Raw genomic sequence first — 15,471 nt, 5'->3', positions numbered from 1 at the left:
GAAGACTTCAAGCGCCTCGTACACCCCAACGTCGGGGATTTTGCGCGCCATCCTGGGAAGGAAGAGTGGTAAATTGGACCGGGAGCCGGAACGCCGGCTCCCTTCTTTATCGGCCCACGTCGACCCAGTGGTAATTGAAGCTCACGCTGATGCGGTCGGACTTGGCGTGATGGGCGGGGACTTCGTGCTTGAGCCAGCTTTCAAACAGAACCAACTCCCTCGCGCGAGGAGCCAACGACATATACCGGCTGTTATCCCGCCGAACGTTCCGTTTGACCGGCGGACTTCCCATGAAACAGGCGATGCGAGGGTCCTCTACCTTGAACGCTCCCGAATTCGGCGGCACTTTCACGTAATAGGTCCCGCTGATCACGGAATCGGGATGCAGGTGAAAGCTGTGATGAGATCCGGGGCCCATAATATTGATCCAACAACTGCACATTTCGGGCTGACCCTTTGAAAGATCCCAATCGAGATGACGGACGAACCGGAATACTTCGCGATCCAGCATTTCCTTGAGCGAGTGAAACGTGGACGATCGAAACGGCAGATCGGTGATGGAGCCGTACGACGTGTAGCCGCCCCAGTAGTTCTCGCAAGACCAACGGCGTCCTGCGTCGTCGAGATCCCGGAAGACGTAGCATTCCTTTTGAATTTGCTTGTTGAGTCGCTTCGCGCCGCGCGACCCAATCAGCGCCCGGTGGAGATAGGTCGGAAATAGTTTTGCCGTCGGCATAGCCCACGCACGCTATGGCAGACGGTAGGACATGGCAACTTCCCGGAATTCCGAATCTCTGCTAGAGGACGCGCATGACGGAAAAAAGCTCGCTCCGCGGAGGACTTTATTTCACATTTTTTTGCGCGCTTTTCGGAGGAATCGCAAGCTCGGTCGGAGCACCGCGCTTTATTTCCTGGTGGTTTGAGCCGCCCGTCGAGATCGGCGTCAATTGCCGGCAAGCAACGGAATGGGCCATGCATCATTTTCAGTGGGCGCAAATGACCGGAGCCGCCGGCGGCGCCGTGATTGGGTTAACGCTCGTTCTCGTTTGGAGACGATTACGCCGATCAAGAGAGAAAACTCTCGGGTAGAAAAGGTTATTTCCCTTTCAATTCCTTTCGAAGTTCTTTCACCTTTTTCTCAACATCGTTCAAAAGCTCTTCCAGTTCCGGCTTGACCTCTTCCTTGGTTTCTTTGAACTTTTTCTCCACGGCGTTGAGAGCTTCTTCCGTCTCCTTTTGAAGGTCCTTCAATTTGTCGTGCGTCCACTTCTCTGATTTGGAGGCCGGCTGGTCGACCTTTTTGGGGTCCTTTTTCACTTCGTCACTTGCCGAAAGTGACGAAGGAATCAAAAGCATCAACATCAAAGTGGCCTGCAGTCCACGATTCGATTTCCTTTTAGCCATAAGACTCCATTCCTACGGCACCCGTCCTACTTGCCGTAATCCTTTCTGAGAAAGCCGGGTTGATCCGCGCCGCACAAGCACCCCCGGGTCACGATCTTGTCCATCCCTTCGATCCTCCCACGCCGACCATACCGCCGACGGGGAATCGGGCAACTTCTTCGTTTTTCTGTTCGCCCGGCGGCTGCGGGTTAGAATAGGAATGACATGATCTGCGCAAAATGCAGAAACCCCATGAAGGTGAAGGGTCCGAGTTCGGGGCCGACGGCCGAGTACGTCTGTCCGGCATGTGGCTATAAAGCGGTCGGATCCAAGGAACCCGTAAACGAAAAAACGGCTAGATCACCGCTCGCCCGTTCGACCGTTCAATTCGACGATATGGAACGTCTGGATGATGAAGGTCCGTCCGCACCGGAACGACCTCCTCAATCCGCGGCTTCGAAAGAGGAAACGCCGCCTCCGATCGAGCAAAAGCCGGTCCCGGCTGAAAAACAAGTCTCACCGCCGCCCGAAAAAGAAGAGCCGGCCGAAGAAGTTCCGCCGCCTCCGGTTCCAAAGAAAAAAGCGAAAGGTCCGCCGCCCAAGGCCAAGAAGAAGACGGAGTCTTTCCCGGATATTTCCAAAATCCGCGAGGAAGTGGTTCAGTTGGCGACGGAAATCGACGCATTGGAAAACAGTCTAAACAAAGAGATCCGCAGCCTGCGGTCGCGCGCGACCCGGCTCGCGGATCTCCTAAAACAAACCGAACTGTAACTCGAGAACTTCGAGTTACTGGGTCGGGGGCGTGGTGGCCTCTTCCGCTTGCTTCTCGAGACCCTCTTTTTGTCCCTCGCCTTTTTCCATGGCTTCCTGCTTTTTCTGCATTGCAGCTTCATGGCTCTTTTTCGCATGTTGGGAACTCTTCTTGCGCGCCTTGGCCGTTTTTCCCTTGGCGCGGCTTTCGGTCGCCGCGGCCTTTTGCTGCGTCTGCACCGCCGCATCATCCGCCTTCTTCACAGTTTCGGTCGTGGCGCCTTGAGCGGCCTGCCCGGCCTGTTGTATCCCCGGGTCCGTGGTCTTCCCCGCTTCCGTCGCCGGCGCCTCATCGGCAAATGCCTTCGCGCCCAAGGCCAGTAAAACCACCATTCCTATCCCAAAATACTTGCTCATCCTTTTCTCCTTGTTTGTTAATCCAGCCATTTGAGGACAACGCGGCGGTTGGCTTTACGACCCTCAAGCGTCTTGTTGTCAGCGACCGCCTCCCTCTCGCCGTAACCGCGCGAGGTGGGTCGTTGGGGGTACATTTTAAGCACTTCGGCCGCTTCGTCCAGCACTTCCACCCGGGGTTTACATAAAGTCTACGACAAGGCCGAGCTGCGTCAGGGTATCGGTCTTTTTCTTTCCGGGCACCGGCACGTTGTCGAACTTAACCGAGAAACTCACCTGAAACGCGATCTTGTCGCTCATCTTGGTGGTGAGCGCCGTCAACGTGTTTAAACGGTAGTCATGTCCATCTTGCACGTTGAACAGGTTTTCAAAGTCCTGTCCGAACGTCAGCCAGGGAGTCATCGTCAGCTTGTATTGCAGGAAGAGTCGGCCGGAATAAATATTCTCGTCCGGGGGGGCCGTGCGCAGCTCACGGGTGTAGTCGAAGCCGACCTCGTACTTACTGAAGTGGGGGCCCGTCTTATAGAATTCGTGCGAAAGACCGCCCGCCCCGCCGTATCGATGGTCAAAGCCGGCCGGTTCGTCGCTCCCCAGGTGGCCGAGGGCAAAAGTGGAAAGCGGATCGAGAAGATATCGGTCGTACCTCAGTTCCGTCCTCCAATTCTTCGTGTTCGTCGTCGTCACACCCAAGCTGTCTTCCGCGCGGCCGTACGTGCCGTTGGCCTTAAACGTCATTTTGTCTCTTTCATGCTTGTAGGAGGCCAGGCCATTTCCGCCCAGTGTCTGGTTGCTGGAGTTTCCGGTGTTGAGGATGGCACTGGCCCCGGCGTTCGCTTTCCAGGTCTCGACCTTCGGTGGAGGAGCTGGCAAGACCGCCGCCACTTCAGCCGCCACCGGAACGGGCGCGGGCGTCTCCTGCGCAAACGCCGTCCCCACTCCCAGAATGAAAATCAGTGCCAAGGCCCAGTCTCTCATCTCGTTCCTCCTCAAATGGGTCTGTGAATTCAGCGGCTACCTCGCCCGAATCCGGCACCGAGTCAAGAATTTGGATCCGCTTTTGGAACGGGAGATTTTCCTTGTAATCTGCTGGAATCTTTGAGAAATCCGGGTCCCGGAGGAAAGTATGCGTACCCCGAAAATCAAGATGGTGGATGAATTCAAAGCCTTTGTTCTTAAGCACAGCGTCGTTGGTTTAGCCGTCGGTGTCGTGATCGGCGGCGCCGTGGGAAAACTGGTGAAGGCCTTGGTCGATGACTTCGTCATGCCGGTGGTCGGGTTTCTCACGCCGAGTGGAGACTGGCGGGCGATCGTCCTCTCCATCGGAAACGTGAAGTTCGGCGTGGGCGACTTCCTGGGCAACTTCGTCGATTTCGTCATCGTCGCTTTTGTCGTGTTCATGATCGTCAAGACATTTATAAAGGAAGCGCCTCCCCCTCCCGGGCCGGCCACGAAACAGTGCCCGCAATGTTCGGAAAGCATTCTGGTTTCGGCGAAGAAATGTAAGTTTTGCACGAGCGCCGTGGGGTAATATTGCGGACGAGTTAGACAATATTTCGAATCTTCAGCGTCTTCGACGCGAGCCCCCGGTATTCATCGTCCTTTCGCCTTGTGTGCCACCTTTTTTCAAGCCCCATCCACATCCGCTGCAGGTCGTTGAGCATGGTCTCGATCCCGTATTTGACGTCATCCACATCTAGTTCCGTGGACTTGGAGAGCGCTTCCTCCATCCCGTCCTCATGTTCTCCTTCCAACGCGCGGTGAAACGTAAAGTAATGGATGTCCATCCCTTTGAAATCATCTTGCTTCTTCAGTTTCTGGAGTCCGGGAATAAGGTGGTCCCACATGGTGATTGCCATATTCTCCAACCCAAAGGAGGCTCCCAGTGCCACGCCGTAATCCTTATGGCCGTACAGCTCGACCATCCCGGATACGAACGATTCCGTTTCCGGCTCCAGCCCTTTCTGGAGCGCTTCCCGCGGCTCGATCCCGATCGACCGCAGGAATCGATGGTACATATACTCGTGCCGTATTGTCGGATCGCCGTTTCCGAGCTCCGAGGCGAGTATCACGCAGAGCTCGTCGGCCGCTTTTTCATCCGGCGTGCTCGCAAGAAGCGTCGCCAAAATCCGTGGAAAATGTTTCACGAATCCGTAGAATTGAATCGCAAAGTCGTTCATATCTTCGCGGTTGAGATCGCCCCGCTTGAAACGAGCGAGGTACGCGTTATGGATCGCCGGATGTTTGAGAACCCTTTTTCTCAGTTCTTGATGAACGTTCATGGAATCTCCCTTACCGTTTTATACTCTCCGTGACCACCCCTTCGCAGAAAACCAGGTCCCATCATGAATGACACCGTGTGGATCATCGGCGAACGATTTCGCGGGTGGAGACTGGACCATTTTTTGGCGGAGCAGATCCCTAAACTCTCGCGAAGCCGGATTCAGAAGATCATTCCCGAGCGAATCTCCGTCAGCTGGGCGGATGCCGCAACCCCTTCCACGCGCGTACGCGTCGGCGGGAGTGTGACGGCCGGCTTCCCGCGGCTGTTCGAAGTTCCCCAAGAGTACAATTTCTACATTCTCCACGAAGACGACGAACTTCTCGCCGTCGACAAGCCGGCGGGATTGGTCGTTCATCCGACGAACGCTTGCCGGACCAATTCCCTCATCGAAGCGATCCGCCGCGAACGAAACGACGCGGAGATTCGACTCGTCCATCGCTTGGACCGCGAGACGTCGGGCGTCGTTCTGCTCGCAAAAAGCGCCGACGCCGCGCGGCGATGGGGACGGGCGCTTCAACAGAAAAGGCTCCAAAAAAACTTATGTCGCTCGCGTCCACGGCATTCCCCCGAATTCGAGCGGTGAAATCAGCGTTCCGCTCGGGAAGAAGCCGGACAGCTCCGTCTATGTTCGTCGTACGGTTGTCGCGGACGGTGAAACGGCCGTTACCCGCTATCGAGTCCTAAGCCAAGAAGAGAACTCATCTGTTCTTGAGCTCTCGCCCATAACCGGCCGGCGGCACCAGCTTCGTGTTCACTGCGAGTGGATGAAATGCCCGATCGCCGGCGATCCCCTCTATGGCCGCCCAGACGAACATTACTTGGAGATCGTCCGAGGCCAACGGATTCCGGAACGAATGCAACTGCACGCATGGAGCCTTGAAGGATCGGTCGGCGACAAAACGATTCATATCGAGTCTCCGCTGCCGGATCTATTCCGTTAAGGGTTTTGCGGCTCCCGAAGCTCTACGGGTTGATGCCGCTTCCGATACCGCAGGTTTAGGAATTCCACCGCAAGTGAAAACGCCATCGCGAAGTAGATGTAGCCTCGTTGGATGTGAACCCCCATTCCCTCCGCGAACAACATCACGCCGATCATCAGAAGAAACGCGAGCGCCAAAATTTTGATCGTCGGATGGTGATGAACGAAATCGCTGATCTTGCCGCTGGAAATCATCATCACAGCAACCGCAAGCACCATCGCGACCACCATGATCGGAATCTTTTGCGTCATCCCGACTGCTGTGATCACAGAATCCAACGAAAAAACGAGATCGATCAAAACGATCTGGAAGATCACGGGTCCCACGGCCCGATTTCCGGATCCGCCGGCCGCGATGCCTCCCGGTCCGGACTCCAGTTTTTCGTGAATTTCATACGTCGCCTTGGCAATCAGGAACAGCCCCCCCACCAAGAGGATGAGGTCGCGGCCGGAAAAGGACTGTCCCACGATGGAAAAGAGCGGCTCCGTCAATTTCATGATCCAGGTGATCGAGAAGAGAAGCCCCAGCCGGGCGACGAGCGCCAGGGAAATACCGATCATCCGCACGCGGGTCCGAACCTCCTTGTGAACTTTCGCCGCCAGAATCGCAATGAACACGATGTTGTCGATTCCGAGGACGATCTCCATCGCCGAAAGGGAAACGAGCGCGGCCAGGGAGTCCAATGTCAGCCAATTCGCCATGCGCTCGAATTTATCCTAAGGATTCACGTACTCGAACATTAAAGTGACAAAAAGGCCTCGGCAGTCGGCCAGGCTTTGTGGTACTCCGCTCCTATGGCCGAACGATACGTCCTGGCAATCGATCAAGGGACTACCGGAAGCACGGCCCTTCTTTTCGATTCCAAGACCCGCCTAGTTACGAAAGCCTACCGAGAGTTTGCGCAGCATTATCCAAAACCGGGATGGGTGGAACACGATCCGGAGGAGATCTGGACGATCACACTGGCTGTCGCTCGGGAGGCTTTGACCGCCGCAAACATTTCGCTCACCGATATCGTTGCTCTGGGGATCACAAACCAGCGGGAGACCACGGTCGTGTGGGACCGCCGCAGCGGTCGGCCGATCGCTCCTGCAATCGTCTGGCAATGCCGAAGAACGGCCGACCGATGCCACGAACTAAAGGACCACGACGCTGAGATTCGAAAAAAGACCGGGCTTATGTTGGATCCCTATTTTTCCGCGACAAAAATTTCCTGGCTGCTCGATCAGGTTCCGGATGCGCGACGCCGGGCGGAGGCGAACGAGCTGGCCTTCGGAACGATCGACACCTGGCTGATCTGGAAACTGACGAACGGTTCTGTCCACGCGACGGATTACACCAACGCCAGCCGAACGCTTCTATTCGATATCCACAAGAAAGAATGGTCGAAGGAGTTGTGTGAAATCTTTCGTGTTCCTTTGTCGATGTTGCCGGAGGTTCGAACATCCGCAGGACTGTTTGGGACCACTGCGTCGGAGCATCTGGGCGCGAGCGTTCCGATCCTGGGCGTAGCGGGAGACCAACAGGCGGCGCTCTTCGGTCACTATGCCGTCGCCCCGAACCAAGCCAAATGCACGTTTGGGACGGGAGCCTTTGCTCTTGCGTTCTGTGGCGACCAGCCGATCCAATCGAAACATGGCCTCCTCACGACGCTGACATGCGATGCGGATGGGAAGCCTGCCTACGGACTCGAAGGTTCGATCTTCATGGCGGGGGCGATCGTCCAGTGGCTACGAGATGGCCTAAAGCTGATCGAAAAAGCCTCGGAAACCGAAGCGATCGCCGCATCCATCGCCGATACGGGAGGGATTTATTTGGTTCCCGCATTCGTCGGTCTGGGGGCCCCTTATTGGGACCCGAAAGCACGCGCGGCGATCGTCGGGATGACCCGCGGGACAAATCGATCCCATATCGTCCGCGCGGCGCTGGAGGCGATCGCGTTCCAGAGTGCCGATCTGGTCGACGCGATGGCGGAAGGAATGGGAAAGCCGCTCGCCGAACTGCGCGTGGATGGCGGCGCGGTAGCGAATCATTTTCTGATGCAATTTCTGGCCGATATTCTGGGCATTCCTATTATCCGGCCGGAGATGATAGAACGTACAGGTTTCGGCGCCGCCCGATTGGCTGCCGTGGCTGCCTCTCTCTGGAACAAGGAACCCGAACGGGAGGAGCGGACAACGCGTTTTACACCGAAGATGGAAATCGGTCGACGACATGAACTTAAACAGGGATGGCGCGATGCGGTCAACCGCGTGCGGACGAATTTATTGGTGTGACGATGGCGAAAGCTCGATCTCAGTTTGTTTGCCAGGAATGCGGTTATGTCGACCAAAAATGGATGGGTCGCTGTCCCGACTGTCAGGCGTGGAACAGTCTCGTAGCCGAGACGATGATCGCTCCCGCAAAGGGCTCGAACTCCCGCGCGGTTACTTCCGGAATTGAACCGACGCCGATCACGCGGGTCGCGGAGGACGGGCTTCCGCGAATCGACCTCCCCTTCCGCGAGGTCAACCGGGTCTTGGGGGGAGGACTCACGCGCGGGTCGGTCGCCCTCCTGGCCGGAGATCCGGGAATCGGGAAATCGACCCTCCTCCTTCAGATCATGGGAACGCTGGCGAACGTCAAAGGAAAACCTCTTCTTTATATTTCAGGCGAAGAATCGGCACGGCAGATCAAACTCCGCGCCGAGCGGTTGGGAGTCGCGCACGACCGTCTTTTCGTCCTCCCCGAAACGAACCTCGTCGATATCCTGGCCCACTTGGAAAAGAGTCCGTTCGAGTTGGTCGTCGTCGATTCGGTTCAAACGGTCTATTGGCCCGATCTTCCGTCGGTTCCGGGCAGTATCAGTCAGGTCCGGGAGGTCGCCGATCGCTTAATCCGGCTCGCAAAACAAAAAGACATCACCGTTTTTTTGGTGGGCCATGTGAACAAAGAGGGCGGCATCGCCGGGCCGATGGCACTCGAACATCTGGTCGACACGGTTCTTTTCTTTGAGGGGGAACGTGGCCAACCGTACCGGATTCTCCGGGCTATGAAGAATCGCTTCGGCCCGACGGACGAAGTCGGCGTCTTCGACATGACAAACGAAGGGCTCCGAGAAGTCGCAAATCCGTCCGAGCTTTTCTTGAAACACCGGCCGAAGAACACGCCCGGAACGGCGGTTTTCCCGGTAATGGAGGGGACGCGGCCGCTCTTGGTAGAGGTTCAGGGGCTGGCGACGCATACGTCGTACGGCGTCCCTCTTCGAAACGCCGTCGGCTTTGATAAGAACCGGCTTACGATGCTCCTCGCCGTTCTCGAAAAACGGGCCGGCCTCCGAATGGAAACGCAAGACGTTTATGTAAATGTGGTCGGCGGCATCCGATTGGTCGAGCCGGCCGCCGATCTCGCCGTCGTGGCGGCTGTCGTCAGCAGCTTTCTCGGAAAAATCTTTCCAACCGACGCGGTTGTATTCGGCGAAGTGGGCCTGGCCGGTGAAATTCGCGTGGCTTCCCGGGGCGATGCGAGGCTCAAGGAAGCTTCGAAGCTGGGATTCGCGCAGGCGCTTGTTCCCCCCGGTACGTCCGATCCCCAAAAATCGATTCGCTGCCAGACCATCGATTCAATCGACACGTTGGTCGATTTCCTCCGATGACGAAAACCCGCGTGACGAAAAATCAACTGGTCGGCGTCTGGAAGTTGGTCTCCTACCGTCTTCTCCAAAAGGGTCAAAAGTCAAAACAACCGTTTGGTCCAAGTCCGGTCGGTTATCTCACGTACACCCGTTCGGGATGGATGTCGGCGGTTTTAACGGCCACAAAACGAAAACGATTCCGTTCGGGGAAATACATGGACGGAACGGTGCGCGAGAAAGCTCATGCATTTGAAACCTTCGTTGCGTACTGCGGCCCGTACAGCGTGCATCATGGCCGCGTGATCCACCACGTACGGGGGAGCTGGTTTGAAAACTGGGTCGGGAGCCGGCAGGTGAGAGCGGCCATTTTACGACGCAATCTTTTGACCCTCTCTACACCGCCTTATACCGTCAACGGGCACCACGAGTTCGCCCAATTGGTTTGGAAAAAAACGGAAGAAAGTGCGAAACTAACCATTCCAGAATAAAGGAGGTTCTTATGAAGCTCAATCGATCGATCTTTTCCGTGATTCCTGCCATGTTCCTGTTCAGCGCATGCAGCGACGACGCACCATGCGATTTCACGAACCAGACCGGGTGCGACTCGGGCAAAGTCTGCGAGATGACGGCCGGCGGCAGCGTCGGCTGCTTCGCGCCGTTGGTTTTGCGCGGTGACGTATTCGATCTAGCCGACCAATCGGCCGTAGCGGACGCGCGCGTCGTGGCATTGGATGGGAACGGTGCAGGTATCAGTACCGTGGCGGAATCAGACAGTTTGGGAGGCTATGAACTGACGGTTCCTGCCGAGCGGGATACGTCGGGCGCGCCGGCTTCAGCGAACATCACGTTACGGGCGGACGCTTCGGGCTATCAGACGTTCCCCTCCGGACTGCGCCAGCCCATTCCCATCGATCTTTCCACGGCGGTGGATTCGGGCGAGGGAAATTGGGTGGTTCAGTCTTCGCTGACGGATATCGGTTTAATCGCTCAACCCGGCGGTACGGGAACAGGTTCGATCCATGGAATAGCGGAGGTCCCATCCAACAGACCCGGCACTCTTGTCGTGTCGGAAACGGGAAGTCCGGCTGTCGGGACGAGCGCTATCGCGGATCGCGATGGAAACTACAAAATTTTCAACCTTGCCGCCGGATCGTACGCCGTCCGAGGATTTGCGAAGGGCGCGAACTACGATGCGGGATCGGTCGATTTGACTGACGGCCAAGACGCCGAAGTGAATTTGGCGCTCAACGGTGAGGCGGCGGCGACATTGAACGGGAACGTCCAAATCGTGAACCCCGGTTCAGGGGACGCGACGTCCATAATCTTGGTTGCCGAGTCGACATTTAACAGTGCGCTCGTTCGAGGTGACGCGGTTCCCGGCCTTCGCGCCCCGGACCCGGGGACCGACCCAAATGTGAGCGGAGCGTTTACAATCACCGGAATTCCCGTGGGGAATTACGTTGTCCTCGCCGCATTCGAAAACGACGCCTTGGTCCGCGATCCCGATACCTGTATTGCAGGGACAGACATATTGCACCAGGCCTTTGCCGCCGGCGAGAGTGTCGATCTCTCTTCCGGTTTTAAAATTACAGGCGCTCTCGACGTGATCAGCCCGGGAGCGAGCGGCCCCGAGGTCGTGAGCGGAACACCGACGTTTTCGTGGGTCGACGATTCGTCGGAGAAGAGCTACCACTTGACGGTGCTCGATTCGTTCGGGAACAAAGTGTGGGAAACCGATGAGGCCGGTCACAGCGGCGACGATCCGTCGGTGCCTTATGGAGGGACAACCGTACTCGAGTCGGGAATGTTTTATCAATTCCGAGTTGTTTCGATTTCGAACAACGATTGCGAGCTCTCCCAGACCGAAGATTTAAAGGGGGTTTTCCAAATTCAATAACGGGGAGACAATTGTCATAAGATTCGCCGCTGGGCGTGAACGACCCACGTCATGCGGAGTCGATTCTCCCAAGTTCAACCGAATTCGGGCATACGGTGCCCCTGCGGCACCGGCACCGATTAGCTTCTCGATCACCTCCCGCATGTGAATGCTCCCCTCCGGACGAATCGCCAAACGGATACGAATGAGATGACCCGATAGCGTCTCTCGCAATCCATCCGGCAGGTCCATGGATGGGAATGGTTCGAACCCCATTAGATCGTCACGCAGATTCATCGATCGCGTCTTACCGTTCTTGGTCCGTTCAATCACGAACGGTTCATCACTCCCCAATCGCGCGCACACGCCCTCCAAGACTGACTCGGGCAGCGACATCACGTAATCGGCGGAAACGACGGAGGCCGAAAGCGATTTTGACCCTTCAGCGACGGGTTCGGCCGCAAGGTATTGAACGCCGGCATCGGACACGGGATTAAGCCGGCGAATCAGGTCGTTCGGTTCGTACTCCTCCCTCAGAACCACATCCACGATTTCACCGATACTTGGAACCCCGAGCGAAAGCGCCGGGCCGAATTCCATGTCGGGGCGAGGATGGAATCCTCCGGTCCAGGCGACGTCGATTTCCGCCCGCCGGACCTGCCGCTGAATCATTCGCACCAGGTCCAAATGGGAGACGTAAGATGCCGGTGGCAACTTCGTATAGGTGAGTCTCATGCGAAACCGCGGACCCGGCGACGCCGTTGCCGGCTCAATCCGAACTTTCCTCGTAACAGGGGCGTTAACGGTGGGTAGTGGCGTAAAGGCTTTCATTCCCGTTAGAAATTGGGAGCGTTCGGTGCGCATTTGCGTGAGGTCGCAAGCGATTCCACAGTGGTAGCAGACCAGTTTTCGATCGTCCTTTTCATGTTCTTCCAAATTCGTATGGTGGACCTTGGCGCCGAACGGTTTTCCGCATGGAGGCGACAATCTCCCCGCCAGCGCGCGCTTGTATTCCTGGGCGAGAAACTCCTGGGTTACACCCACGTCGATATGTTGCCAGGGTAGTCGGCTGTCGAGCGAAAGCGGCCGGACGTAAAGCTGTTCATCCACGCCCGATTCCGAAATCGCCTCCATCCAACGATCAAATTTCAAATGGTCGTCCCAGCCGTCGAACCGGCAGCCCTTCTGGAACGCGCGCTCGATCACTTCCCCCATCCGGCGATCACCGCGAGAGAGAAACCCTTCGATGCGACTAATCAGCGCATTGTGTTTTCGAAACGTCAGCCGATACGCCCGCGTCAGTTGCGCGAGAATCCTCTGTTTGCGTTCGATCTCCTCCAACGAATCCATTCCGGCCCACTGAAACGGCGTGTGGGGTTTTGGGACATGTGACGAAACCGAAACCGTGATTTCCGCCGGTTTCCCACCGGCAGCCTTTCTTCCGGCATGGCGTACCCTCTTCGCCGTTTCCGCAATACCGACGACGTCATCGTCCGTCTCCGTCGGAAGACCGATCATGAAATAGGTCTTCACTTGCCGCCAACCCCGTTCGAACGCCCGGCAAGCCGCCGTGACCATTTCCTCTTCCGAAATGTTCTTCGCAACCACGTCGCGCATTCTTTGAGTACCGGCTTCGGGGGCGAACGTCAGGCCGGTAGCCTTCACTTCGGCCATTTTGTCCATGACGTCTTCGGGCAGGCCGTAGGCTCTCAGAGAGGAGACGCCGAGCGACGCGTTTTGCTTTTTGAGTTCGTGCGCCAGATCTCGAATGAGCGGCGAGACCGCTGAATAATCCGCCGTGGAGAGACACGTAAGAGAGGCATCGCTGTACCCGCCGTTTTTGAGGCCGTTTAAAATCGTACGAATCACCTGCTTCGGATCGCGCTCCCGGACCGGCCGATAAATCATCCCGGCTTGGCAGAACCGGCACCCTTCCGTGCAGCCGCGCGCCAACTCCACCGATAATCGATCGAACACCACTTCGGTGAATGCCACGGGGGATTTGTCGGGGAATGGAAACTTGTTGATGTCCGCGACCACACGCCTTTGGATCGGAAAGCGGACTTCCGGCGAAGTGGGACCGGTTACGACTTCCAGATCGTTCCGGGAATCGATCGCCGTTTCGTAGCAGCTCGGCACATAGATTCCCGTCCAGGTGGCCAGTTTCGCTAAAGCCTCGGTCCTTGAAACACCCTCCTGCCGCCATCCTTTCCAAGCTCGCACCAGTTCCGTCGCGATTTCTTCGCCGTCGCCGATAACGAAGGCGTCGATGAACGGAGACATCGGCTCGGGGGACATCGCGCAAGGTCCTCCGGCCACGATCAACGGGTATTCCTCGGTGCGATTTTTCGACCGGAGCGGAATTCCACAGAGATCGAGCATGTTCAGAACGTTCGTGTACGTCATCTCGTACTGGAGCGAGAAACCGACGACGTCGAAATCGGCGAGACTTCGAAAGGTATCGAGAGAGATCAGCGGAAGTTTCCGCGCGCGAAGCTCGGCTTCCAAATCGGGCCACGGAGCAAAAACACGTTCGGCCGCGATGTCCGGTTCTTTGTTGAGGATGTTGTAGAGAATTTTAAACCCGAGATGCGACATCCCGATCTCGTATATATCGGGAAACGCGAGCGCGAAACGAATGGGAACATCCGGCTTGGCAATGCTGTTGAACTCGCCTCCGACATAGCGTGCGGGGCGCTCAACTCGGGAGAGAAATTCTGCGTACGGATGATTCATGGCGGCCCCGGCGGGTCCTTCCTTCTACACAGATTGGCTGGACCTTACAAAGGCAGCTTTGAATACGTTTCAAGGTAGCGTTGCCGGTGGCAAGGTGGGGGTCCCCATTGCGAGCGTTCTGCGAGCCAATGGGGGGCACACCGAGCCCGGAGCCCGCAACGCTACATTCAATAATCTTTAGTTTGGGAAGCTACGAAGTCGGACCTGGTGACGATTCCTTTTTCTCGTCGACGATTTCCTTCAGTTCTTTGCCGACTTTGAAAAAGGGAAGTTTCTTCGATTTCACTTCGACTTTGTCTCCGGTTTTGGGGTTCCGGCCTACGTACGGTTTGTAATGCTTTACCTTAAAGCTTCCAAACCCCCGTATTTCAATGCGATCTCCAGCTTTCATCGCAGCCGTCATGGAATCGAAGACATGCGCGACAATCATTTCGGCCTGCTTCTTCGAAAGTTTGCCCTGCTCCGACAGCTTTTCGATCAGATCCGATTTCGTCATGGGGGTTCGTTCCTTGAGAATGGTTAGTCTTTTGAAATCATTACTGGATTAGCTGCTTCTGTCAAAAAGAGGCCAGTCCCTCGAAGTGCCTCCCGACTTATTGAAGAATTATAACATATTGAATTTATGAATGTAAATAAACGGAATGGGACCCAGCCAGGCCCCGTTGTGAACGCAACCAGCTAAAATTAAAGGCTTTTTACTGGTTCATCGCCGTGAGAAATTCCTCGTTGGACTTCGACTTGGTGAACTTGTCCAACAGGAACTCCATGGCATCCACGCCGTTGAGCGGCTGAAGAAGTTTGCGCAAGATCCAAACGCGATTGAGAACGTTCTCGGCCAGGAGCAATTCCTCTTTTCGCGTGCCCGAACGGTTGATGTCGATCGATGGAAAGATACGTCGATCGGCGAGCTTGCGATCCAAAACGATTTCCATGTTGCCCGTTCCTTTGAATTCTTCGAAAATGACTTCGTCCATTCGGGAGCCGGTGTCGATCAATGCGGTCGCCATGATCGTCAGGCTGCCCCCTTGTTCGATGTTCCGGGCGGCTCCGAAGAATCGTTTCGGACGGTGAAGCGCGTTGGCGTCCACACCGCCGGAGAGGATCTTTCCCGAGGGGGGAACGACCGCGTTGTACGCGCGAGCCAGGCGAGTGATCGAGTCGAGAAGAATTACAACGTCCCGCTTGTGTTCGACGAGGCGCTTCGCCTTTTCAATCACCATTTCAGCCACTTGAACGTGCCGCTGGGCCGGCTCGTCGAACGTGGAGCTGACCACTTCTCCCTGCACCGTCCTCTCCATGTCGGTCACTTCCTCGGGGCGCTCGTCGATCAGCAACACGATCAGCACGATGTTCGGGTGGTTGTTGGTGATGGCTCCGGCAAGTTCCTTGAGCAGCATGGTCTTGCCGGCCTTGGGCGGCGAGACGATCAATCCGCGCT

The 15,471-nt window shown here is 56.5% G+C and carries 18 protein-coding genes; 9 read left to right on the top strand and 9 right to left on the bottom strand.

What is annotated here, in order from left to right:
- Window positions 1–106: 106 nt before the first annotated feature.
- Complete coding sequence (locus VI895_11835) at window positions 107–736, bottom strand: TIGR02466 family protein (protein ID HLG20489.1); 630 nt, start codon at window positions 734–736, stop codon at window positions 107–109.
- Window positions 737–810: 74 nt separating this feature from the next.
- Between VI895_11835 and VI895_11830 the strand changes: the two genes are divergently transcribed.
- On the top strand, window positions 811–1,089 hold the full coding sequence (locus tag VI895_11830; protein ID HLG20488.1) for a hypothetical protein: 279 nt from the start codon (window positions 811–813) through the stop codon (window positions 1,087–1,089).
- 6 nt (window positions 1,090–1,095) lie between these two features.
- Here VI895_11830 and VI895_11825 read toward each other — a convergent pair whose 3' ends face one another.
- Window positions 1,096–1,404: a hypothetical protein gene (locus tag VI895_11825; GenBank protein ID HLG20487.1), complete on the bottom strand. Its 309-nt coding sequence runs from the start codon at window positions 1,402–1,404 to the stop codon at window positions 1,096–1,098.
- Window positions 1,405–1,608: 204 nt separating this feature from the next.
- Here VI895_11825 and VI895_11820 point away from each other — a divergent pair, with 204 nt between their 5' ends.
- Window positions 1,609–2,154, top strand: a complete 546-nt coding sequence (locus VI895_11820; protein HLG20486.1) for a hypothetical protein — start codon at window positions 1,609–1,611, stop codon at window positions 2,152–2,154.
- A 15-nt stretch (window positions 2,155–2,169) separates the two neighbouring features.
- On the opposite strand, the gene VI895_11815 is transcribed toward VI895_11820, so the two are convergent.
- On the bottom strand, window positions 2,170–2,550 hold the full coding sequence (locus tag VI895_11815; GenBank protein ID HLG20485.1) for a hypothetical protein: 381 nt from the start codon (window positions 2,548–2,550) through the stop codon (window positions 2,170–2,172).
- 177 nt (window positions 2,551–2,727) lie between these two features.
- Window positions 2,728–3,522 (bottom strand): DUF481 domain-containing protein, encoded by a 795-nt coding sequence (locus VI895_11810; GenBank protein ID HLG20484.1) that lies wholly within the window; start codon window positions 3,520–3,522, stop codon window positions 2,728–2,730.
- Window positions 3,523–3,670: 148 nt separating this feature from the next.
- Here VI895_11810 and mscL point away from each other — a divergent pair, with 148 nt between their 5' ends.
- Window positions 3,671–4,075 (top strand): large conductance mechanosensitive channel protein MscL, encoded by a 405-nt coding sequence (gene mscL / locus VI895_11805; protein HLG20483.1) that lies wholly within the window; start codon window positions 3,671–3,673, stop codon window positions 4,073–4,075.
- A gap of 13 nt (window positions 4,076–4,088) precedes the next feature.
- On the opposite strand, the gene VI895_11800 is transcribed toward mscL, so the two are convergent.
- Window positions 4,089–4,826: an iron-containing redox enzyme family protein gene (locus VI895_11800; protein HLG20482.1), complete on the bottom strand. Its 738-nt coding sequence runs from the start codon at window positions 4,824–4,826 to the stop codon at window positions 4,089–4,091.
- 63 nt (window positions 4,827–4,889) lie between these two features.
- On the opposite strand from VI895_11800, the gene VI895_11795 reads away from it, so the two are divergent.
- Together VI895_11795 and VI895_11790 are read left to right on the top strand one after the other, a co-directional pair.
- Window positions 4,890–5,411, top strand: coding sequence for a pseudouridine synthase (locus VI895_11795; protein HLG20481.1), 522 nt, complete (start codon window positions 4,890–4,892; stop codon window positions 5,409–5,411).
- A 181-nt stretch (window positions 5,412–5,592) separates the two neighbouring features.
- Window positions 5,593–5,769 carry a hypothetical protein gene (locus tag VI895_11790; GenBank protein HLG20480.1) on the top strand — a complete coding sequence of 59 codons (177 nt, stop codon included), beginning with the start codon at window positions 5,593–5,595 and terminating at the stop codon, window positions 5,767–5,769.
- On the opposite strand, the gene VI895_11785 is transcribed toward VI895_11790, so the two are convergent.
- On the bottom strand, window positions 5,766–6,509 hold the full coding sequence (locus tag VI895_11785; GenBank protein HLG20479.1) for a TerC family protein: 744 nt from the start codon (window positions 6,507–6,509) through the stop codon (window positions 5,766–5,768). The genes VI895_11790 and VI895_11785 overlap by 4 nt on opposite strands.
- A gap of 93 nt (window positions 6,510–6,602) precedes the next feature.
- Here VI895_11785 and glpK point away from each other — a divergent pair, with 93 nt between their 5' ends.
- Genes glpK through VI895_11765 form a run of 4 tightly spaced genes read left to right on the top strand, consistent with a single transcriptional unit; the run spans window position 6,603 to window position 11,318 of the window.
- Window positions 6,603–8,084, top strand: a complete 1,482-nt coding sequence (gene glpK / locus VI895_11780; GenBank protein HLG20478.1) for a glycerol kinase GlpK — start codon at window positions 6,603–6,605, stop codon at window positions 8,082–8,084.
- Window positions 8,085–8,086: 2 nt separating this feature from the next.
- Window positions 8,087–9,442, top strand: a complete 1,356-nt coding sequence (gene radA / locus VI895_11775; GenBank protein HLG20477.1) for a DNA repair protein RadA — start codon at window positions 8,087–8,089, stop codon at window positions 9,440–9,442.
- 11 nt (window positions 9,443–9,453) lie between these two features.
- Window positions 9,454–9,909, top strand: a complete 456-nt coding sequence (locus tag VI895_11770; protein ID HLG20476.1) for a lipocalin-like domain-containing protein — start codon at window positions 9,454–9,456, stop codon at window positions 9,907–9,909.
- Window positions 9,910–9,920: 11 nt separating this feature from the next.
- Window positions 9,921–11,318, top strand: coding sequence for a carboxypeptidase-like regulatory domain-containing protein (locus VI895_11765; GenBank protein HLG20475.1), 1,398 nt, complete (start codon window positions 9,921–9,923; stop codon window positions 11,316–11,318).
- Here the strand turns inward: VI895_11765 and VI895_11760 are convergent.
- The 3 genes from VI895_11760 to rho form a co-directional block, all read right to left on the bottom strand.
- The gene (locus VI895_11760; protein ID HLG20474.1) at window positions 11,292–14,033 is read right to left on the bottom strand and encodes a TIGR03960 family B12-binding radical SAM protein; all 2,742 of its coding nucleotides are present in this window, start codon (window positions 14,031–14,033) and stop codon (window positions 11,292–11,294) included. The genes VI895_11765 and VI895_11760 overlap by 27 nt on opposite strands.
- A gap of 190 nt (window positions 14,034–14,223) precedes the next feature.
- Window positions 14,224–14,529: an integration host factor subunit beta gene (locus VI895_11755; GenBank protein ID HLG20473.1), complete on the bottom strand. Its 306-nt coding sequence runs from the start codon at window positions 14,527–14,529 to the stop codon at window positions 14,224–14,226.
- 199 nt (window positions 14,530–14,728) lie between these two features.
- The coding region (gene rho / locus VI895_11750; GenBank protein HLG20472.1) for a transcription termination factor Rho at window positions 14,729–15,471 on the bottom strand (743 nt) is incomplete at its 5' end.

The sequence above is a fragment of the Bdellovibrionota bacterium genome (assembly GCA_035292885.1).
Taxonomy (GTDB): Bacteria; Bdellovibrionota_G; JALEGL01; order JALEGL01; family DATDPG01; genus DATDPG01.
This window is presented reverse-complemented; position numbering and strand designations above follow the sequence as displayed.